The sequence below is a fragment of the Mucilaginibacter sp. BGA-UO-ETr-C110 genome (assembly GCF_059567985.1).
This window is the reverse complement of sequence record NZ_JCAQPB010000002.1, coordinates 5,996,501-6,018,633: the sequence shown is the minus strand read 5'-3', so window position 1 is coordinate 6,018,633 and position 22,133 is coordinate 5,996,501. Positions and strand designations below refer to the sequence as shown.

General features: G+C 44.6%; 17 protein-coding genes, 2 tRNA genes and 3 rRNA genes. 8 read left to right on the top strand and 14 right to left on the bottom strand.

What is annotated here, in order from left to right; genetic code table 11:
* Positions 1–179 precede the first annotated feature (179 nt).
* The 5 genes from AC57BQ_RS26000 to AC57BQ_RS25980 are packed head-to-tail and all read right to left on the bottom strand — an operon-like array spanning position 180 to position 5,597.
* On the bottom strand, positions 180–968 hold the full coding sequence (locus AC57BQ_RS26000; protein WP_496409022.1) for an SDR family oxidoreductase: 789 nt from the start codon (positions 966–968) through the stop codon (positions 180–182).
* 29 nt (positions 969–997) lie between these two features.
* Positions 998–2,275, bottom strand: a complete 1,278-nt coding sequence (fucP, locus tag AC57BQ_RS25995; protein WP_496409021.1) for an L-fucose:H+ symporter permease — start codon at positions 2,273–2,275, stop codon at positions 998–1,000.
* 44 nt (positions 2,276–2,319) lie between these two features.
* Positions 2,320–3,537, bottom strand: coding sequence for a DUF6786 family protein (locus tag AC57BQ_RS25990; RefSeq protein WP_496409020.1), 1,218 nt, complete (start codon positions 3,535–3,537; stop codon positions 2,320–2,322).
* Between the two features lie 7 nt (positions 3,538–3,544).
* Positions 3,545–4,402 (bottom strand): fumarylacetoacetate hydrolase family protein, encoded by an 858-nt coding sequence (locus AC57BQ_RS25985; protein WP_496409019.1) that lies wholly within the window; start codon positions 4,400–4,402, stop codon positions 3,545–3,547.
* Between the two features lie 22 nt (positions 4,403–4,424).
* Positions 4,425–5,597, bottom strand: a complete 1,173-nt coding sequence (locus AC57BQ_RS25980) for a glycoside hydrolase family 172 protein (protein ID WP_496409018.1) — start codon at positions 5,595–5,597, stop codon at positions 4,425–4,427.
* Positions 5,598–5,836: 239 nt separating this feature from the next.
* On the opposite strand from AC57BQ_RS25980, the gene AC57BQ_RS25975 reads away from it, so the two are divergent.
* From AC57BQ_RS25975 to AC57BQ_RS25965, 3 genes are all read left to right on the top strand, one after another.
* Entirely contained in the window at positions 5,837–6,421 is a 585-nt protein-coding gene (locus tag AC57BQ_RS25975; RefSeq protein WP_496409017.1) for a Crp/Fnr family transcriptional regulator, read from the top strand.
* A 188-nt stretch (positions 6,422–6,609) separates the two neighbouring features.
* The gene (locus tag AC57BQ_RS25970) at positions 6,610–7,326 is read left to right on the top strand and encodes a pirin family protein (protein ID WP_496409016.1); all 717 of its coding nucleotides are present in this window, start codon (positions 6,610–6,612) and stop codon (positions 7,324–7,326) included.
* A gap of 114 nt (positions 7,327–7,440) precedes the next feature.
* Complete coding sequence (locus AC57BQ_RS25965) at positions 7,441–7,752, top strand: response regulator (RefSeq protein WP_496409015.1); 312 nt, start codon at positions 7,441–7,443, stop codon at positions 7,750–7,752.
* Here AC57BQ_RS25965 and AC57BQ_RS25960 read toward each other — a convergent pair.
* The 6 genes from AC57BQ_RS25960 to AC57BQ_RS25935 form a co-directional block, all read right to left on the bottom strand.
* A complete protein-coding gene (locus AC57BQ_RS25960) occupies positions 7,743–8,231 on the bottom strand; it encodes a hypothetical protein (RefSeq protein ID WP_496409014.1) in 489 nt (162 codons plus the stop codon). The genes AC57BQ_RS25965 and AC57BQ_RS25960 overlap by 10 nt on opposite strands.
* 164 nt (positions 8,232–8,395) lie before the next feature.
* Positions 8,396–8,507, bottom strand: a 5S ribosomal RNA gene (rrf, locus tag AC57BQ_RS25955).
* 215 nt (positions 8,508–8,722) lie between these two features.
* Positions 8,723–11,603 (bottom strand): 23S ribosomal RNA (locus tag AC57BQ_RS25950).
* Positions 11,604–11,975: 372 nt separating this feature from the next.
* Positions 11,976–12,049, bottom strand: a tRNA-Ala gene (locus tag AC57BQ_RS25945).
* Positions 12,050–12,063: 14 nt separating this feature from the next.
* Positions 12,064–12,138: transfer RNA gene (locus AC57BQ_RS25940), tRNA-Ile, on the bottom strand.
* A 225-nt stretch (positions 12,139–12,363) separates the two neighbouring features.
* Positions 12,364–13,885: ribosomal RNA gene (locus tag AC57BQ_RS25935) — 16S ribosomal RNA — on the bottom strand.
* The 16S, 23S and 5S rRNA genes sit together here with 2 tRNA genes alongside, the layout of an rRNA operon.
* A gap of 789 nt (positions 13,886–14,674) precedes the next feature.
* Between AC57BQ_RS25935 and AC57BQ_RS25930 the strand changes: the two genes are divergently transcribed.
* Positions 14,675–16,048 carry a methyltransferase RsmF C-terminal domain-like protein gene (locus tag AC57BQ_RS25930; RefSeq protein ID WP_496409013.1) on the top strand — a complete coding sequence of 458 codons (1,374 nt, stop codon included), beginning with the start codon at positions 14,675–14,677 and terminating at the stop codon, positions 16,046–16,048.
* A gap of 118 nt (positions 16,049–16,166) precedes the next feature.
* Here the strand turns inward: AC57BQ_RS25930 and AC57BQ_RS25925 are convergent, their stop codons facing one another.
* From AC57BQ_RS25925 to AC57BQ_RS25915, 3 genes are read right to left on the bottom strand one after another with little or no spacing between them, the layout of a single operon-like run.
* Entirely contained in the window at positions 16,167–16,532 is a 366-nt protein-coding gene (locus AC57BQ_RS25925; RefSeq protein WP_496409012.1) for a CoA-binding protein, read from the bottom strand.
* A complete protein-coding gene (locus AC57BQ_RS25920; RefSeq protein ID WP_496409011.1) occupies positions 16,525–17,010 on the bottom strand; it encodes a DinB family protein in 486 nt (161 codons plus the stop codon). The genes AC57BQ_RS25925 and AC57BQ_RS25920 overlap by 8 nt, the downstream gene beginning before the upstream one ends.
* The gene (locus AC57BQ_RS25915) at positions 17,007–18,557 is read right to left on the bottom strand and encodes an NAD(P)/FAD-dependent oxidoreductase (protein ID WP_496409010.1); all 1,551 of its coding nucleotides are present in this window, start codon (positions 18,555–18,557) and stop codon (positions 17,007–17,009) included. Before AC57BQ_RS25915 ends, AC57BQ_RS25920 begins: the two co-directional genes overlap by 4 nt.
* Positions 18,558–19,024: 467 nt before the next feature.
* Between AC57BQ_RS25915 and AC57BQ_RS25910 the strand changes: the two genes are divergently transcribed.
* The 4 genes from AC57BQ_RS25910 (at position 19,025) to AC57BQ_RS25895 (ending at position 22,119) form a co-directional block, all read left to right on the top strand.
* On the top strand, positions 19,025–19,594 hold the full coding sequence (locus tag AC57BQ_RS25910) for an RNA polymerase sigma factor (RefSeq protein ID WP_496409009.1): 570 nt from the start codon (positions 19,025–19,027) through the stop codon (positions 19,592–19,594).
* 573 nt (positions 19,595–20,167) lie between these two features.
* A complete protein-coding gene (locus AC57BQ_RS25905) occupies positions 20,168–20,746 on the top strand; it encodes a LemA family protein (RefSeq protein ID WP_496409008.1) in 579 nt (192 codons plus the stop codon).
* Between the two features lie 119 nt (positions 20,747–20,865).
* Complete coding sequence (locus AC57BQ_RS25900) at positions 20,866–21,300, top strand: TPM domain-containing protein (protein ID WP_496409007.1); 435 nt, start codon at positions 20,866–20,868, stop codon at positions 21,298–21,300.
* Between the two features lie 12 nt (positions 21,301–21,312).
* Positions 21,313–22,119: a TPM domain-containing protein gene (locus AC57BQ_RS25895; protein WP_496409006.1), complete on the top strand. Its 807-nt coding sequence runs from the start codon at positions 21,313–21,315 to the stop codon at positions 22,117–22,119.
* The last annotated feature ends 14 nt before the right edge of the window (positions 22,120–22,133 follow it).

Sequence of the window (22,133 nt, the reverse complement as noted above, 5' to 3'; positions counted from 1 at the left end):
TTAAGGACTATTATATTTCCAGGTTCTTATTGGTTAAAAGTATAAACCACTCCAATAGTTTATATCTTAAAATTATAAAAATAAGTTAAAATGAAACCCTTTGATCTTAGGGCCGGGTATAACTCGTTTCCAAGATCAAAGGGTTCACATTCCTGAAATTCTGCTGCTGCCTTAGGCTATCAGGCGTTGGCTAATGCCCTATCCAGATGCACATAACCACCATCTACATAAATAAGTTGCCCGGTGGTATGGCTTGAGCGCGGTGATAATAAAAATGCCGTGGTACTGGCAATTTCTTCGGCGGTGGTCATGCGGTTACCCAACGGTATCTTGGATTCAATCTCGCGCAATTTACCGTCCGGATCCGGGAGTGTTTTTATCCAGTTAGCGTATAACGGGGTCCAGCATTCGGCTACCACTATAGCGTTAACCCTGATGCCATATTTCAATAATTCAACAGCCCATTCGCGGGTTAAGGCATTGCGCCCCCCGTTTGATGCCGCATACCCGGAAGTATGGCCCTGACCGGTATCTGCCGTTTTGGAGGTGATATTCAGTATCGCTCCTTTTGATTTTTTTAGTTCGGGTAAAGCATGATGCGCCATCAAATAATAATGCACAACGTTTTTATGCAACGAAGCCATAAAGCCTTCATAATCACCACTCTCTAAACCTACACCATCATTTACACCGGCATTATTCACCAGACCATCAATACGGCCGAACTGGGCAACCACAGCCTTAATAGCGTTTTCACTTGCTGCAGGATCCGTCAGTTCAGCTACTACCTGGAAAGCTCTCCCGCCCGCTGCTTCTACTGCATGTACCGCTTTCAGGTTATCCGCCTCTACACGGCCTACTATGACCGGTATGGCACCTTCGCTGGCCAGCACTTTTACAATCCCTTCGCCAATGCCTTTTGCACCACCGGTTACTATAATTACCTTATCAGTGAGTTCTAAATTCATCTTTATATATTATAATTATCCAATATTGATCAATGGGAAACGGAAAGTTTCACCTCTTTTACTTTCAGATTTTTTATGGCAAAATAAAACACAAACAAAAAGCAGGCTGCCGGTACCAGGTAGGCGATTTGTATGTTGGTTAAGTCGGACAAGCGGCCCATAATGGGAGGAAAAACAGCCCCGCCCACAATAGCCATGATCACCAATGACGAGCCTTCCTTTGTTTTGGCGCCCAATCCCCGGATGCTCAAGGAGAAAATGGTAGGAAACATGATCGACATAAAAAACTCAACACCTATCAACGCAAATACCGGGAACTTGCCATGCAGAAAAACAGATACCACAATCAGTATTACATTGGTAATACCAAAAATGGCCAGCAGTTTTACAGGATTAATAAATGTCATTAAAAATGTACCGATAGCCCTGCCTGCCAAAAACGCGAACATTCCAGCTGTTAAATAATAGGCTGCTGATTTTTCATCCATCCCCGCCACGCGTTCAGAAAAACGGATGAAGAAACTACCCACACAGGCTTGTGCGCCTACATAAAAGAACTGCGCGATTACGCCAAACCGTAAATTCTTTTCTTTAAAGAGGGAACTCATCCTTTGAAAAAGCGACAGACTTTCATGATGCTCCATTCCTTCGCCTTCTTCAGTTATCTGGGGTAAGTGTGTTCTGTATAAAAGTATAGCTACAATGAGTACGCCCACACCAATGATGATAAAAGGTGTTTGTACCGATGAGGCTTCTTTGTTTAAATAATCATTTAATTGCGCCGGTGACATAGCTGCCTCCTGCGCTGCTGTTAAAGTTTTGCCCGATAAAATAACCACCCCACCAACAAGTGGAGCCAGAACTGCCGCCAAACCATTAAATGATTGCGCAAAGTTGATGCGCTGCGTAGCTCCATCCGGATCGCCGAGGGCGGTAATATAGGGATTCGCGGCTGTCTCTAAAAAAGCAGCTCCCGAAAATATGATGAATAGCGCGCCCAGGAAAAAAGCATAATTACGCACTATAGAGGCTGGATAAAACAAAAATGCCCCAACCGAAAACAAGATCAAGCCTAATAATATACCTCCTTTATAACCATAACGTTTCATGAACTGGGCGGCTGGTATAGGTAACAAGAAATAGGCTATGTAAGAGGCTGAATCAACCAGTGACGACTGCAGGTCGCTCAATTGGCAGGCCTTTTTCAAATGCGGGATAAGGATAGGATTAAGATTGAGCGCAAAGCCCCATATAAAAAACAGGGAGGTGATCAGGGCTACGGCAAACAGATTGTTGTTCTTGGTCATCGGGTGGTTGTAATGGGTTTAATAATTAGGTTTTGAATATTTATTTAAATGTTGTGGGTTTTATCATGAAGCGAGAAACCAAGTGTTTTCAACGCTATCTTATCCAGGGCATTGATATCACCCATAAAATGAAATACACTATGCTTGTGCGATAATTTTTCGCCGGGTTTTAAAAATGCAGCGGGCGATACGCTTTCCAGTTCATAAAATGGCCCCATCTGGCTGCCATTTGCCAACGGACCGTCATTATAGGCGTTAACGGCATCACCGGTAAAGGGTGCTGTATCCGGTTTCCATTCCTGGTTTAAATAATCGCCTTTATCGTCCAGATCAAAAAGTACAATAGTTAAAACATTATTCGCAGCATCATAGCTGCCTATCCTGTTTTTGGCCCGGTTGGGCGGGATCCCCAGTTTACCGCGCGATTTGCCATCGGCCTTAAATAATAAGGTTCCGTTGTTGTATACTATCCTGTCTTTAGGTATCTCCCCAAAGTAATTGGTGGTGGCGACTTTACCTGTAGCCTCCTCTTTGTAAGGCACAATAATTACCGTTTTTGGCGAAGGGGTAAACATATCCAGGCTCCACAAACAGGGCGCTCCTGCTGTTTTATCCCAGGCGGTAGTACCACTGTTGGTAATGGTGTTTAACGTAGTAAAGCCCATAGATTTGACGGTACTATCCAAATCATCGATCCCTAACATTTGCTTGATAGCCGAGGGTTCTAATATTTCAATGTCGCGCTGTAGTTTGATGGATAATGTTGTACCCGCATAATTTTGTATGCTGGTGTTTTTTGTCAGGCTGGCCTTTTTACCGGTTGATGAAACCAGGTCCCAGCTTTCATTGTCGATAGCCGGCGGGGTATGCCAATTATCGAACTCCATTTTGGCGCCTGGTTTAAAAAATAAAGAGAACCGGCCACCTTCGGGGCCAAGCCACAAGCGGTCTTCACCGCCATAAGCATTCATATGGGCGTCCAATTGTTTGGCACTAAAAGTTTCGTATTTTATCCAGCCAAAGCTTTTACCATTTAAGCCATCAGCGGTTGATGTAAATACTTTAGCCTGGTATTTGGGCGAAACGATGATCTGTCCTTTGCCATTATCGCTCTTTAAAACAACAACACTATCCTTTGCTTTTAAAAACTGCAGGTCGTAACCAAAAGTGCCTTTAGCAGCCAGAGGTGGAGCTGTCTGTAAGTTGCATGCATTTAAACCAGCTATCAATAAAGCAAAGAATAAAGTTTTAACGACTCTCATACGATGATCATTTATGTTTTGGATTTAAAGCGATGGTATTAACCAGTGTACCAATACCGTCGATAGTAATTTCAACTACATCGCCCGGTTGCAGGGTAAAGGTAGGTGGTGGCACCAAACAGGTACCTGTCATTAAAAATGCACCTACGGGAAAATCACATTCACTGTATAAATAGCCGGTCAGTTCAGTCAATGATCGCTTCATCCGCGATACAGTGGTGGCATCCTGATAGGCCGTTTCTCCATTACGTTTGATAAGCATTTTAATACCCGACTCCACGGCAATGGGCTCTGTTGCTACCAGCAAACAAGGGCCAAGCGCAGCGCTCTTTTCATATATTTTTGCCTGCGGCAGATACAAAGCGTTTTCGCCTTCAATACTTCGCGAGCTCATATCATTACCAATGGTATAACCTTGTATGTTTCCTTTGGAATTGATAAACAAGGTAAGTTCCGGTTCGGGCACGTTCCATTCCGAGTCTTTACGGATATAAACCTCGGCGCCAGCTCCAGCAACCCGCTGCGCTATGGCTTTAAAAAACAATTCGGGGCGTGGGGCATCATACACCTTATCGTACAAACTCGCTCCGCCAGAACTTTCAGACTCCTCCATCCGGGCGTCCCTGCTTTTTAAATAGGTGACACCGGCTGCCCAAACTTCCTGGCTGCCGATTGGCGGTAATATTTTTCCATTTAGGTGTTCGTCCTTTACTTCAGCATTGATGGGAGTGGTGTCAGCAGATATCAATTGAAGGTATCCGGCCAGGTCATCACGGTTGATGAGGCTGTCCCATTCATCATCAATAATGTAAGCCGAATCGTTATGTTCCAGTAAGATGCCTTTTGCTATTTTATATAATTTCATGAGCTAGATCTATAAAATAACATTAATTAACTTCTAATTCATCACGTGATGGGAACTTAGGGAAAGGGCCATGCGGCCCGCTCTGGTACCAGAAAACTGTAGAGGCGATATCATCCTGTAAAGGCATATAACGTCCGTCGTGTCGCCAGCCTAAGGCCTGGATGGTAACCTTTAAACTTTTCTCGAACCGTATAGGATCGGCAATGTGCCAGCGGTATAAACCAAAGCGTTGGGCTATATTATAATGACCATCACCCCGGATCACTTGGTGCAGGCCGCTGTACGGACTGCAAAATTCGGTGTACTCGGTTTTATCTTCTTCTTTGCCATTGGCATCTTTATGATGGGTATCAAAATCATATGATCCGCAGAAATAATCTTCAGTTCCCGTACCGTTTATCGTAGGGAATTTGGTATCGCCATCCATAAAAAATTTGATCTCGCCTTCGCCCCACCAGCCATTCTTGTTGGAGCCGTAGGCCAGGTAAGTACCCACATATTGGCCTTTGCCTTGAATACTATCAACCAAAACATAGTCCTTTTTATAGGGTAATGGATTTACCCTCCGAAACTGCGCATGAAAATAGGCAGCATCTTCGGGTACTTGAGTGAGTGTATAGTCGACCTGGTAATAAAGCACCATGTCGCGGTCGTCGATGTTTTCCATGGTGATACGGCATTTTTTACGAAAAGGCATAGGCCAGTAGCAGTTAAAAGCACTGCCCGGATTAACCGCCACAGCCAGTGATTGCAGTGGCGCATATTTACCCCAGCCCATACAAAAAAAATCGCCTACGGGTACTTCTACAGAAGGCGTAGTTTCATCGTCCCAATAAAAACGAAGTATAGAATAGCGCCAGTTCCCTGTTGGGGTCATCCAAATGTGCTGGATAGCACCTTGGCCATCAATTTCGGCAACGGTATAGGTGGTTCCTTTTTTGATAATAACACTTGGGCTCACTTTCCAGGTTTGTCCCAGATCGCGGGAAGCATTGGCGCCGGTTCCGGTTGTGGCCATGCCACCTTTACCTTTTTCGCCGTTAAAATTCTCCGGACTTATTGACCGGGTTTTAGCATCAGACAAACGGTAAATGTTTCCGAGGTTTACATCGAGCCCATTAAATTTTTGCTGCCCAAATGCAGATGATGTAACAAGAACAAACATCCAGACTACTAAAGCATAATTCTTCATCATAAGGCTATTTATTAACAATTGCTGCATGCACTAATTGGAAATGCACATCGGTTTACATTGTTTGCAAATTCTCCCGGGACATAATATCTCAAGGTATTCACAATCTTATCAATAATTTTTAATTTATAAATGCGGCTTATCAGCATAACATACCTTTATTTTGGCATGAGGGACAGGGCTAAATCATTGATTGATGAAAGCTAATTTACATTTTATAAAAATTAAATCCATTTTTGCGTATGTCATTTCAGCTTATACTGGATAATCTTGCCAAGCACATTCATCTAACACCCGATGAACAGGGAACCTTTACTGCCTATTTACAAACCAAAAAGATAAAACGGAAACAGTTTTTGCTTACTGATGGTGATATATGCAAACATTCGGCCTTTGTAACTTCTGGCTGTTTACGGGGCTATACCGTTGATAAAGGAGGCATTGAACACGTACTGAGTTTTGCCCCGCCAGATTGGTGGATTGCTGATATGTACAGCCTGCTTTCTCAAAAGCCCGGCATCTTGAATATCGAAGCATTAGAAGACACAGAGGTATTGCTGCTGTCCAAAGCCAATCAGGAGAAACTCTATCAGCAAATACCCAAATTCGAGCATTTTTTCAGGATACTGACCGAGAACTCATTAGTTGCCAGTCAGCAAAGGTTAATTGATGGTTTGAGCCTGACTGCCGAAGAACGTTACAACAATTTTTGCAAACGCTATCCAACGTTGATAGATCACCTACCGCAAAAACAAATAGCATCATACATTGGTGTTACTCCTGAATTTTTTAGCCGGATGCGGAGCGAGATGATAAAGAGGCACTAACGCCATCAATAAGAACGAATTAGTCTAAATCATAAATTACGCCTATAAATCCGTAAAATTTGCGCCCGTTAACATTTGTGTAATTCGATATAATTAGTGAAATTCGTGCCTGACTTTTCTTAATCTACATCAAGTGTGCATCATTGCCATTGCCTTAAATTTGTTATATAAACAAAAAGGTAAACATCATGGCACAAACCATTTTACATAAAGCAGAAACCCGCGGTCACGCTAACCATGGCTGGTTAAGCAGCTATCAATCATTTAGTTTCGCCGGTTATTATAATCCCGACCGGATGCAATTCGGCGCATTACGCGTATTGAATGATGATACTGTAGATGCCGGCATGGGCTTTGGCAAGCATCCGCATGATAATATGGAAATCATTTCCATACCATTAGAAGGCGGTCTGGAACACAAAGATAGCATGAACAATGTGGCGGTGATCAAAAATGGTGATATACAGGCCATGAGTGCCGGTACCGGCATTTACCACAGCGAATACAATAACGACAGGGAAAGCCAGGCAAAGTTTTTACAGATATGGATATATCCCAATAAAAGAAATGTAGAGCCCCGGTATGATCAGCTTACCTTAAATCTGGCCGACAGGCACAACAAGCTACAACAAGTATTATCACCCAACCCCGATGATGCAGGTGTATGGATACACCAGGATGCCTGGTTTCATTTGGGTAAGTTTGATAAAGGTATCGATACCGAATATACCATCAAAAAACAAGGTAATGGCGTTTATGCTTTTGTATTGAGTGGCGAAGTTGAAATAAACGAACAGTTATTGAATACCCGCGACGCATTAGGTATTTGGGATACCGATCAGTTTAAGATAACCGCACTTACAGATGCAGAGTTTTTGCTGATAGACGTTCCTATGAAATTTTGAATTTTTTAATGATGATTGATAGAGCTTTGTTCGCCCCCTCTTTTTGCTTTGCAGAAGGAGGGGCGCCGGGCAAGGTGATAACGAATCATTCCACCGTTATTAAGAATTAAAACAATGAACCAAACACAGATATTAGTGATAGGAAGGCACCCGGAGATCTTGCAAACCGTGATACGCCTGGTAAATAACAATCCCGCATGGAATGCTACTGGTTGTATAACTGATGAAGAGGCTATCAGTACTTTTAAAGCGCAGGAATTTGCCCTGGTATTACTTGGCGGTGGTATCGAAGAACAATCTGAGCAAGACCTTTGCGATTACTTTAAGGCTAATAAACCTGATATCAAAATAGTGCAGCATTATGGCGGGGGAAGTGGGTTATTGAGTGCTGAGATTTATGAAGCGTTAAAATCAAATCAATTATAGTGCGGTTGTTGGTATTTTACTAACTCATTTACCAGAATTTCTCTATTTAAAATTTCCGGTTGAATAATAATCGCTCCTTTTCCATACATACTTCTCATAAATGACGAAATACTTTTGTCATACAAATTAATTGTACCGTTAGATTTAACTTTAACCATCAGGTTTTCCCAGCGAATGCTTTTATAAGGCATCATTTCAGCTTTAGCCTCAACACCGCTATCATTCAATATAATTTGAAGTGTTCTGTAAGATTTTAACAATTTATTAGTAGCCCTGAAAACTGATATGCTTAAAATTAATGTGCAAAAAACCATTACTCCAATGATAATCAAGGTTTCCCCCTTCTTAGCCTGAAGAAATTGTAATACCCCCGCGCATAATGTAAGTAATAGAATTATCCTTATCCCCCGGAATAAAAGTCTACGCTTTAAATTATCAAGTTGATTTTCATCTATAATGTAGATCTGATTTTGCATCATATAAGTTTATCTAACCGCAACGAAAATAATAAATTCTATTACCTTATCTCAAAACGATTATCATTAATAAAGCCGTTTTGCCAAAGAGAGTTTACAAACTTAGCATCGAAAAAATATACGCACAAAAAAGCCCTTGACTGTTACCAGCAAGGGCTTGATTTAAGATTGGGCACCGACCTACTCTCCCACGTTTTACCGCAGTACCATCGGCTCTGGCGGGCTTGACTTCTCTGTTCGGAATGGGAAGAGGTAGACACCGCCGATATAGGCACCTGAATTTCTTTTGAGCGGAACGCTCAAGGCTCAAAGCTTAAAGCTTTTTGCCAATTCATTATTTTGTTTCACTATCCGCTTTCGGCTTTACGCCTTCCGCTTTTAGCTCAACAATGACATATTATTGAAAGAAGTGATTGATGAAGAGAAAACAACAGACATTGTTGTTTTTGTTTTGGTGGGGTATGGTATTGCTACCATACCCGCACTTTTTCTATCTGAAGAAAGCTTCGGGCAATTAGTATTACTCGGCTATGATGTCACCACCTTTAGACCTGTAACCTATCAACGTAGTAGTCTCCTACGACCCTCAATGGAAGTCTCATCTTGTGGCTAGTTTCGCACTTAGATGCTTTCAGCGCTTATCTATTCCCAACGTAGCTACTCTGCAATACAGCTGGCGCCATAACAGATTCACCAGAGGTTAGTCCAACCCGGTCCTCTCGTACTAAGGTCAGCCCCACTCAAACTTCCTACGCCCACAACAGATAGGGACCGAACTGTCTCGCGACGTTCTGAACCCAGCTCGCGTGCCACTTTAATGAGCGAACAGCTCAACCCTTGGGACCTTCTCCAGCCCCAGGATGTGACGAGCCGACATCGAGGTGCCAAACCTCCCCGTCGATATGAGCTCTTGGGGGAGATCAGCCTGTTATCCCCAGCGTACCTTTTATCCTTTGAGCGATGGCCCTTCCATGCAGAACCACCGGATCACTATATCCGTCTTTCGACCCAGCTCGACTTGTCTGTCTCACTGTCAAGCAAGCTTATGCTATTGCACTCCACGTACGGTTACCAAGCGTACTGAGCTTACCTTTGAAAGCCTCCGTTACCTTTTTGGAGGCGACCACCCCAGTCAAACTACCCGCCAAACAATGTCCCCCGTCTTACAGGGTTAGACACCAAATACAGAAAGGGTGGTATTTCAACGTTGACTAACCAACTCCTAGCGAAGCTGGATCACAGTCTCCCACCTATCCTACACATCCTGTATCCGATATCAATGTTAAGTTGTAGTGAAGGTGCATGGGGTCTTTCCGTCCCGTTGCGGGTAACCGGCGTCTTCACCGATACCACAATTTCACCGAGCTCATGGCTGAGACAGCGCCCAGATCGTTACACCATTCGTGCAGGTCGGAACTTACCCGACAAGGAATTTCGCTACCTTAGGACCGTTATAGTTACGGCCGCCGTTTACCGGGGCTTCGATTCAATGCTTCGCCTTGCGACTAACATCCCCTCTTAACCTTCCGGCACCGGGCAGGTGTCAGGCCATATACGTCATCTTTCGATTTTGCATAGCCATGTGTTTTTGTTAAACAGTCGCCTGGGCCTTTTCACTGCGGCTTCCATTGCTGAAAGCGCCCCTTCTCCCGAAGTTACAGGGCCATTTTGCCGAGTTCCTTAGCCATGATTCACTCGAGCACCTTAGGATTCTCTCCTCGACTACCTGTGTCGGTTTACGGTACGGGTTTTTATAACCTGAAGCTTAGCGGGTTTTCTTGGAAGTCTGATTACCTGAACTATCTCGTCCCCCGAAGGTTTCAAGTACTATCAGCTTTCAGCATGGTCTGCGTACTTAACTACAGTCCATATACCTACGGCCTTTAACGAACTATTCCGTCAGTTCGCGTCAGTGTCACTACTCCGTCACCGCATCGCAGTTATAAAAAGTACTGGAATATTAACCAGTTGTCCATCGGCTACGCCCTTCGGCTTCACCTTAGGCCCCGACTAACCCTGATCCGATTAGCGTTGATCAGGAAACCTTAGTCTTTCGGTGGGCGGGTTTCTCTCCCGCCTTATCGTTACTTATGCCTACATTTGCTTTTCTATAACCTCCACAGTCGGTTGTCCCTCCTGCTTCGCCGGCATATAGAATGCTCCCCTACCAGATGCATTGCTGCAAATCCATAGCTTCGGTATACTGCTTGATGCCCGTTTATTATCCATGCCCGATCGCTCGACTAGTGAGCTGTTACGCACTCTTTAAATGAATGGCTGCTTCCAAGCCAACATCCTAGCTGTCTGTGCAATCGGACCTCGTTAGTTCAACTTAGCAGTAATTTGGGGACCTTAGCTGATGGTCTGGGTTCTTTCCCTCTCGGCCCTGGACCTTAGCACCCAGAGCCTCACTCCAGCGTATATTAATAAGCATTCGGAGTTTATCTGGATTTGGTAGGATTTGACTCCCCCGCACCCAATTAGTAGCTCTACCTCTTATTAACTCAACCGCCAGGCTGTTCCTAAAAACATTTCGGGGAGTACGAGCTATTTCCCAGTTTGATTAGCCTTTCACCCCTACCCACAAATCATCCGGAAACTTTTCAACGTTTATCGGTTCGGTCCTCCAGTACCTGTTACGGCACCTTCAACCTGTCCATGGGTAGATCACAAGGTTTCGCGTCTACCTCCCCTGACTATACGCCCTATTCAGACTCGCTTTCGCTTCGGATCCGTGTCTTAAACACTTAACCTTGCCAGGGAAGAGTAACTCGTAGGCTCATTATGCAAAAGGCACGCCGTCACAGATTGCTCTGCTCCGACCGCTTGTAAGTACACGGTTTCAGGTTCTATTTCACTCCCCTGTTCGGGGTTCTTTTCACCTTTCCCTCACGGTACTGGTTCACTATCGGTCTCTCAGGAGTATTTAGCCTTACCGGATGGTGCCGGCAGATTCCCACAAGGCGTCTCCGACCTCGCGGTACTCAGGATACCACTATCCTATCATTACTTACCCGTACGCAGCTCTCATGCTCTATGGCTGGGTTTCCCACCCCATTCCGGTTCATTTTGATATTCATATTGTGGTCCTACAACCCCAGTTATGCCGTAACATAACTGGTTTGGGCTTCTTCCCTTTCGCTCGCCACTACTCAGGAAATCATTATTATTTTCTCTTCCTCTGCTTACTTAGATGTTTCAGTTCAGCAGGTTCGCGCATTTATGCAACTAGTCTTCAACTAGCTAGGTTTCCCCATTCGGAAATCCGCGGATTAATTCATATTTGCTAATCCCCGCGGCTTATCGCAGCTTATCACGTCCTTCATCGCCTCTGAGAGCCAAGGCATCCCCCGTGTACCCTTTCTTACTTTCTTCTACTAATACGCTTTTGCTCGTATAGTATGTCTTATTTAGTTAGTTATGATTTAGTATCAAGTAATTAGTATCAAGTATCCAGACCGAAGTCTTTTTACCTTATTTTCGTACCTGAAACCTCAGTCCACAACGTCCCTATTCTGTTGTTTTCTCTTGTTTCAATTACTTCTTCCAATATGTCAAAGAACTTTACCCCATTCCAATTAAATGGTCATTTGCATGATATCCTATCCCTTTCAGGAAACGGAGGGTGTGTGGAGAATAACGGATTCGAACCGTTGACGCTCCCGATGTAAAACCGGGATGCTCCAGCCCCTATGGCTGATTTCCTATACTACATTAAGTATAATCATTTGCTTCGCGCAAATGTCGTGGAGAATAACGGATTCGAACCGTTGACCCCCTGCGTGCAAGGCAGGTGCTCTAGCCAGCTGAGCTAATCCCCCTTAGATGTTACTTGTAGTCCCGAGCAGATTTGAACTGCTGACCCCTACATTATCAGTGTAGTGCTCTAACCAAGCTGAGCTACAGGACTTTTTATTAGTTTGCAGTCTGGAGTTTGCAGTTTACAGTGTTAGCTCTTGTTGCCAACTGCTAACTGCTCTTTACTGCCCACTGTGAACTGCCAACCGTGTCCTTTGCTTCCTTTCGGTTACAACCACTGATGGCTTCATCTTTTGGGTTTTCTTTTGTTTTTTAATTTAAGAAATAATCATGTAGGTAACACCTGTTACATTACTTGCTGTGGAAACTGCTCCAGAAAGGAGGTATTCCAGCCACACCTTCCGGTACGGCTACCTTGTTACGACTTAGCCCCAGTTACCGACTTTACCCTAGGACGCTCCTTACGGTTACGCACTTCAGGCACTTCCAGCTTCCATGGCTTGACGGGCGGTGTGTACAAGGCCCGGGAACGTATTCACCGCGTCATTGCTGATACGCGATTACTAGCGAATCCAACTTCACGGGGTCGAGTTGCAGACCCCGATCCGAACTGTGAACAGCTTTATGAGATTGGCATCCTGTTGCCAGGTAGCTGCCCTCTGTACTGCCCATTGTAGCACGTGTGTAGCCCCGGACGTAAGGGCCATGATGACTTGACGTCGTCCCCTCCTTCCTCTCTATTTGCATAGGCAGTCTGTTTAGAGTCCCCACCTTGACGTGCTGGCAACTAAACATAGGGGTTGCGCTCGTTGCGGGACTTAACCCAACACCTCACGGCACGAGCTGACGACAGCCATGCAGCACCTAGTTTCGTGTCCCGAAGGACTAAAGCGTCTCTGCTTTATTCACTAACTTTCAAGCCCGGGTAAGGTTCCTCGCGTATCATCGAATTAAACCACATGCTCCTCCGCTTGTGCGGGCCCCCGTCAATTCCTTTGAGTTTCACCCTTGCGGGCGTACTCCCCAGGTGGAATACTTAACGCTTTCGCTTAGACGCTGACCGTATATCGCCAACATCGAGTATTCATCGTTTAGGGCGTGGACTACCAGGGTATCTAATCCTGTTTGATCCCCACGCTTTCGTGCCTCAGTGTCAATACCACCATAGTAAGCTGCCTTCGCAATTGGTGTTCTGTGACATATCTATGCATTTCACCGCTACTTGTCACATTCCGCCTACCTCTAGTGGATTCAAGTTCTTCAGTATCAAAGGCACTGCGACAGTTAAGCTGCCGTCTTTCACCCCTGACTTAAAGAACCACCTACGCACCCTTTAAACCCAATAAATCCGGATAACGCTTGGATCCTCCGTATTACCGCGGCTGCTGGCACGGAGTTAGCCGATCCTTATTCTTACAGTACATTCAGCTTGATACACGTATCAAGGTTTATTCCCGTATAAAAGCAGTTTACAACCCATAGGGCCGTCTTCCTGCACGCGGCATGGCTGGTTCAGGCTTGCGCCCATTGACCAATATTCCTTACTGCTGCCTCCCGTAGGAGTCTGGTCCGTGTCTCAGTACCAGTGTGGGGGGTCATCCTCTCAGATCCCCTAAACATCGTAGCCTTGGTAAGCCGTTACCTTACCAACTAGCTAATGTTCCGCATGCCCATCTTGTTCCTATAAATATTTGGTTATTAAACGATGCCATTCAATAACGTTATGCGGTCTTAATCTCTCTTTCGAGAGGCTATCCCCCTGAACAAGGTAGGTTACATACGTGTTACGCACCCGTGCGCCACTCTCATGGAAAGCAAGCTCTCCAATCCCGTCCGACTTGCATGTATTAGGCCTGCCGCTAGCGTTCATCCTGAGCCAGGATCAAACTCTCCATTGTAAAATGTTTTGTTTGTCTCTGACCCTATTATTAATAATAGAATCTGTATTTGATGAGCTAGCTTTATGAACTTGCGTTCTTTATTGCTACTCAATCGTGTATCTTTATACAGCTTCCCGCTTTCTTATAACTTACCGGAAGGGTTTAGTTTCCGATCGTTACGCTACATGATTTTCTATTTCTTAAAAGAACTTTGCGCTTCCCCGTCCCGGTTCCGCTTATATTTTTTCACTTCTTGCGTCGTGATCAAACTTTCATTTTTTGTCCGTCAGAATCGCTCTGACTTCTCTTGTGTTACTCGTTAACCTTGGTCAACTTTCTCTTTTTTGCTACTCGTTAACCTGCGTTAACTTTCTCTTTGTTTTCCCTTCTTTCTCTCTCAGCGTTTCCGCTTTTTTCTTTCCTTCGTTTCGGGAGTGCAAAGGTAGAAACCTTTTTCTATTTTCCAAAACTTTTTTTTCTTTTTTTTATTCTAAGTTTTGTACCGCTTTTCCCTCTTCTTCTCTTCCCTCTCAGCGGGCTGCAAAGGTGCGAATCTTATTTTAATTTATCAAGTGAAATTTTCACTTTTTTAAACTTTTTTTTATTCGCTAGATCTTCAAAAAACAACGCCCTTTTTCCTTAAGCGGTCACAAATGTACAGAGAAAAACGCTTCCCTTCCAAGAGAAATTTTGAAATAATTAAAACTATTTTACAACTGTCTGTAAACTAACCCCAAATTCATTCACTACACCCTTACTTCAGCCTATAATAATAGCATTTACCTTATTTGTATATTTGAAAAGTATATGAACAAGCACCCATTTCCCGAAAACTTCCTGGCCTCATTAAGCGCAGAAAACGGATTTGATGAGCAAAATTTTATCAAAGCCCATGAAAATTCTAATGCCCCTACATCTATAAGGTTAAATCCTTTTAAACCTTCGGGCTTAAAAACGGGCGCACAAGTGCCCTGGTGTGCCGATGGTTTTTATTTAGATGCCCGTCCGTCCTTCACTTTCGACCCCCTTTTTCATGCCGGATGTTATTATGTACAGGAAGCATCATCTATGTTTATTGATCATATAGTAAAACACATCAGGCAAAACAAGCAGGAACCCGTTAAGGTGCTCGACCTTTGCGCGGCGCCGGGCGGCAAAAGCACCCTGCTTAATTCGGCTGTCGGGGCCGATGATCTGCTGCTGGCTAACGAAATCATTAAAACACGCGTACCTGTATTAACAGATAACCTGAGTCGCTGGGGTCAAAGCAATGTGATTGTTAGTAATAACGACCCGAAAGACATCGGTCGTTTGAAAAGCTTTTTTGATATCATACTGGTTGATGCGCCATGCTCCGGCTCGGGCATGTTCCGTAAAGATCCGCAGGCGATGAACGAGTGGTCTGAAGCCAACGTCAATCTTTGCCATCAACGGCAGGAACGCATACTGGCCGATATATTGCCCGCCTTAAATGAGGATGGCTACCTTATATATAGTACCTGCTCCTACTCGCACCAGGAAAACGAGGATATACTGGATTGGCTCTGCCAGGAATTTGACCTCGAAAGCATCCGTATACCTATATATAAGGACTGGGGTATTGTGGAAACCGAATCGGCTCAGCAAAAAGCATGGGGTTACCGCTTTTACCCGGGCCAGGTAAAGGGCGAAGGTTTATTTGCCGCCTGCCTGCGCAAGAAAAACAATACTGGCGAACTGGGCAATTTTAAAAACAACATGCAGCAAAAAATAAGCAGTAAGGAGATTGACCAGGTAAAGACCTACATCAATAACCCCGAAAGCTTCTATTATTTTAAAGTGAATGATGACTGGCTGGCCATTAACCGTACCCATAAAGAAAGTCTGAATATTTTACAGCGCCACCTGTATCTTAAAAAATCAGGTGTACGGGTAGGCAAACTAATGGGAAAAGATCTGATACCCGATCACGAACTTGCCCTGAGTACTATTATTAATAAGGACATAGTTTTACAAACCGAGCTCAATCACGATCAGGCTATCCAATACCTGCGCCGGGATAACATCGATCTTAATCCAACAGACAAAGGCTGGAGCCTGATGACCTTTGAAGGCCATGCGTTGGGCTGGGCCAAACTATTGCCTAATCGCATTAACAATTATTTCCCAAAAGAGATCAGGATACTGGCTCCTTTTAAATGATGTGCAGATGTGCAAATTTCAGATGTGCAAATGTTTTTTAATTGGCTTAATGGGTTAAATCTTTTGTATATAGATTTTATCTGCACATCTGAAATTTGCACATCTGCACATCCTCAACTCAATACTCCCCTATTGATAACAACACCAGCGTACAGGCATTCTCCGTTTGGATACCTTTTTCGTTGGCAAGGCGACGTAACTCGGAGTTTTCGGTACCGGGATTAAAAATGATGCGCTTGGGGTTGGTATCTAATATATAATTATATAGCGGTGGTTGGTTTTGCGGACCAACATATAAAGTTACCGTATCAATATCATGGTGTATAGTTTCGGGCTTTTCAATGGGGATCCCGGCCACCTCGCCGGTTTTTATCCCTACGTTTACTATCGTATGTCCCTTACTCACCAGCCTATTGGCAGCCAGGTAAGCATATCTGCTGGTATCGGGTGTTGCGCCTAATACCAATGTTTTTTTATCAGCCATTAATTATCCTTTTTAGTAGCGCTATCTGGGCCGAGTGATATATATGATGCTGTATTAATCCGTTAATCAGCTCTTCATAGGTAACACCGGTTCCCTGTTCGCGGTTCCTTTCGTCATTTGTAGGCTCATTCCATTGATCCGGAGGGAAGTTTTGAATAATGCCAATCAAATTTACGCTAACCAATTTCAAATCATCAACATAATTCTGCCATTTTTGCTCCTCAGGTTTCCCGGTTGGGGGCCAGTCGCCGCTGGTGGGCTGGCCCGATGGCAGGCCATTCATCCTGTCCATCACCTCTTCTGTCCAGGCGATCATATGCAGTACGATCTCCGCTATATTATGTATCGAGCCCGGCGGCTTTTCGTACGCGGTCTCAAAGCTGATACTTTTTAAAATAGTATAAACCGGCGAACCATACCATGGATCGCCTGACAATACATTTTGCAATTCGTGCGAAAGATTTTCTGAGGTACTCATCTCAATATTTTTAAAGTTGCCAAAGCGCAATTGATACCATCAATAGCAGCAGAAATAATGCCACCTGCATAACCGGCCCCCTCACCACAGGGAAATAAACCCTGAACCTGCGGGTGCTGCAGCGTTTCTTTATCGCGCGGAACTTTTACCGGCGATGATGTGCGCGACTCTACTCCTACTAATATAGCTTCATTAGTATAATAACCTTTCATTTTTTTGCCAAAGGCCGGCAATGCTTTTTGTAAGCGTTTATGTATCCATAAAGGCAACACCTCTTTCAGCTCTGTGCTTTTGGTTCCGGGCAGATAGGAGTTCTCTGGCAGATCATTAGACAGTCGCCCTTCCACAAAATCAACCATGCGTTGCGCGGGAGCTACCAGGTTACCACCACCCGCCACAAAAGCGGCTTTCTCAATCTCCTGCTGAAAGCGCAACATCTTAAAGGGATCAGTATCATCGCCAGCCACATCTTCCATATTGATCTGTACAACCGTACCCGAGTTGGCGAAAGGATTGTTTCGTTTGGACGGGCTCCAGCCGTTCACTACAATTTCATTAGCTTCTGTTGCGCAGGGGGCTATGATACCACCCGGGCACATACAAAAGGAGAACACGCCCCGATCATCTACCTGCTCTACCAGGTTATAATAGGATGGCGGCAGATCAGGACCGCGGTATTCGCAATGGTATTGGGCGCGATCAATAATTTCCTGCGGATGTTCGATCCTCACGCCCAATGCGAAAGGCTTGGCCTCGATCAATATATTTTGGTGATGCAGCATTTCAAAAACATCACGTGCCGAGTGGCCTGTGGCCAATATCACTGCGTCTGTTGTTAGTTTTTCGCCACTGGCCAGTTTTACACCTTTTATTTTACCAAACTCCACCAGCAAACTGGTCACTTTGGTATCGAACAAGATCTCGCCGCCCGCATTCAGTATGGTTTCGCGCATGGCGGTAATGATCTGCGGTAGTTTGTTGGTACCGATATGCGGCCGGGCATCTATCAGTATATTATCCTCGGCGCCGTGTGCCACAAACATTTTTAGCACCTCGTTCACATCGCCCCGTTTGGTGGAGCGAGTATACAGCTTCCCATCGGAGTAGGTACCAGCCCCACCTTCGCCAAAACAATAGTTCGACTCCGGGTTTACCAATCCTTGTTTATTGATATTAGCCAGATCTCGGCGGCGTTGTTTTACATCTTTACCGCGCTCTACAATAATGGGCTTTAGTCCCGATTGGATACATTGCAGCGCCGCGAATATCCCCGCCGGACCGGCACCTACTATAATAACCGGTCGCCCAAACTGCACATCGGGATAATTGACGGTGAATATTTCGGGCTGATAAGGCTGATCTAAAAACACCTGCACCTGCATGCGGTAAACCACCTTACGGCCACGCGCATCGATAGATCGTTTTAAAACTTTTACCGCCGAAACTTTTTGGGGTTGAATATTTAAGGAAGCCGCCGCTAAACGGGTTATTACGGCTTCGTCTTCCTGTTGCCCGGGAGGGCATACTATTTCTACTTCTTTGATCATATGGTATTGCCGGGTTTTTATCCCGGATCGGTACAAAGGTAGTGAAAAATGCATTGCACCAGAAGAGCTGACTCACCCCCTCATCACCAAATTAAAACCCACGTCATTGCGAGGTACGAAGACAACCGACCGCAGGGAGTTCATTAATACCCTGAAAAAACAATTGGCAATATTAATAATCTCTATGCTATACAGAGCGAACAGAACATTTAAACCTTGAGTGACTGACCTGCCTACGTAGAGATTGCTTCGTACCTCGCAATGACGCATTTGAGCATACCCTTTTCCCTCCCCCCAAAAGGGTGATGTTCCATAAATCGCAAAAAAGCAAACTGTCCGAACGTGCACAATGACCGTCCGCTATCGAACAGTTTTAAATGTCCATTAAAATTTATTTCATTGAAAATCAACAATTTACAATATGGCATCCATATTGGCATAGGCTCGTTATAAAAATAACACACAAAATGAATATCGCCGAAGACCGCTTGATGACCATATGGGCAGGATGTTTGAAAAACGACCGCAAGCAACAGGAACAATTATACCGGATATTAGCACCACGCATGCTGGCAGTTTGCATGCGTTATGCAACTGATAAAGACGAAGCGCAGGATATACTGCAGGAAGGCTTTATAAAAATGTTCAAAAACATGAACAACTATCGTGGCGATGGCAGCCTCGAAGGATGGATTCGCCGCATCATGGTACATTGCGCTATATCACGTTACCGCAAATTAAAACCAATGGTTTTGGTAGAAGATTTTTCTGCCGAAAGCAGCATGCCGATGAGCAAATCATACAACGATAACGGACTGGAAGCAAAAGATCTGATGAAACTGATCCAAAAACTACCAAAAACTTACCGTTCCGTATTTAGCATGTATGCTATCGAAGGCTATTCACACCAGGAAATTGGTAATTCATTGGGTATGACAGAATTGTTGTCACGCACTACCCTGTACCGTGCACGTAATATTTTAAAAGACATGATCAGCCAGCTTACCATGCGTGAGCAGCATTGCCTGGCAGGGTAATCAATCCCTTACCCTGCCTACTTGTGAATCTTGAGTTATCTAAATCAACGGTTAATTCAACCATATACTTATCACCGCCGCAGTTCAGGCAACCCGCCTGAACTTATACCAGTAAGCCATAATAGCTTATTCTCAACACATTTTGCTACAAATCAAACTACCGCATAATCGACTACTCGATCATCGTTGCTGTAGTATAAAAAAAATAAAAATCCCCCATACGTCATTGCGAGGCACGAAGCAATCTCTATACTATACAGAGGGAACAGAATAGCTTAAATCTTTAATAACCAACCTTCTTATGTAGAGATTGCTTCGTACCTCGCAATGACGCGTTTTTTATGGAGCGTGTTCCCCTTCTTTCCGACAAAGCAGAAGTGGGCCTTCCAGCGAAAGCGTAGACAGAGTCTTCTGCATCACAAAAATCATCTCAATCCTTTAATCGTGTACAAAAATGTTTTGATTATCTTTAGCGATGTGTATCTTGTCATGTTGTCATAACCATTAGCTGTTGTAACAACGGTACGCCTTTTGTAATCTAAATTCAAAACACATCTAAAAAGCATCATTAAAATGAAAAAGTTATTCTCGGTAATATTAATTATAGCGGCGGCTATGTCGTTAAGCTCATGCAGTTATAACAGCATGGTTAAAATGGACGAAAGCGTAAAAACCAAATGGGCTGCTGTTCAAAGCCAGTATCAACGCCGCAGCGATTTGATCCCTAACCTGGTCAATACTGTTAAAGGAGCTGCCAATTTTGAAAAAAGCACTTTAACCGCTGTTGTGGAGGCACGCGCCAAAGCAACATCTGTACAGGTTGACCCTACCAAGCTAACCCCGGAATCTATCAAAGCTTTCCAGGCAGCACAGGGCGAGTTAAGCACCGCGCTGGGCAGGTTACTATCGGTAACTGAAAACTATCCGAATTTAAAAACCAACGAAAACTTCCTGGGTTTACAGGCACAGATAGAAGGTACCGAAAACCGCATACAGGTAGCCCGCCAGGATTTTAACGCTTCCGTACAGGAATTTAACACCAAGATCCGTTCGTTCCCTGCCAATATAACCGCCAAAATGTTTGGCTTTAGCGAAAAAGGCTATTTCACCGCCGAACCCGGAGCTGATAAAGCGCCTAAGGTTCAGTTTTAATTATTGAATTATTGAGTTAGTGAATTAGTGATTTGAGCTTCAGCAACGCGCCCCAGTCACTGGTTCACTACCTTATTAATTCAATAACTCAATAATTCAATAATTCAGTAATTAAAAAGATGGCAGTATTTACCGACGAAGAGCAACAGCGGATCCGCAAAGCTATACAGGAAGCCGAGAACCGCAGTTCGGGCGAGATTAGGGTATGCATCGAAAAAAAATGCAGCGAAGATGTGCTTGACCGTGCCGCTAAGTATTTTTACCAGCTTAATATGCATAAAACCAATTTACGCCACGGCATACTCATTTATGTAGCCACGGTGGACAGGAAGTTTGCTATTATTGGCGATGCGGGTATCAATTCGGTAGTACCGGCTAATTTCTGGGACGCTACCAAAGAAGATATGCTGCAGCATTTTAAATACGGAGATATTATAGAGGGCATAGTTACCGGTTTAAAAATTGCCGGTGAGCAGCTGCAAAAATATTTTCCGCATACACAGGACAATAACAATGAATTGCCCGATGACATTGCCTTTATGGATGGCGATTAACCTTTAAAACTCATGTTCAAAAAAATCATATTGTTCCTTAGCCTGGTGTTATGCGCCTTTACAGCCTTCGCGCAGGATTTCCCGGAACGATCAACCACGCTGGTTACCGATTATACCAACACCCTATCAGCCGATGATAAACAACGGCTGGAAAGTAAACTGGTGGCTTTTAACGATTCTACCTCTACCCAGATCGCTATTGTAATGATCAAATCGGTAGGGAATTATGACATCGCCGAATATGGTGCCGCGCTGGGTCGTAAATGGGGAATCGGGCAAAAAGGGAAAAACAACGGCATATTGATCCTGGTGGCCCTTGCCGACCGGAAGCTTACCATTCAAACCGGCTACGGTGCCGAAGGCGCATTGCCTGATATTGTAACCCAGGAGATCAGGGTAAATGATATTAACCCACGCTTTAAAGCGGGCGACTATTATGGCGGATTAAACGCAGGTGTAGACCAGATCATTAAATACACCAAAGGCGAATACAAGGCCGATAAAAAACCGCAGGCCAAACAAAATGGCGGCGGTGGCGGCAGTGTGCTCATTGTCATTATCATCGTAATTGTGATTATCGTACTCATTTTCCGCAACCGTGGCGGTGGTGGTGGCGGTCGCCAGATCATTGGCAGCCGTGGCGGCGCCAGTCCGTTCTGGTGGTTCTTAGCCGGCAACATGCTGGGTCGCGGCAGCGGTGGTGGTGGTTGGGGAGGTTTCAGCGGCGGCGGCAACGATAGTGGTGGTGGCGACAGCGGAGGCTTCGGTGGTTTCGGCGGCGGCGATTTCGGCGGCGGCGGCTCCAGTGGCAGCTGGTGATTAATTATTGAATT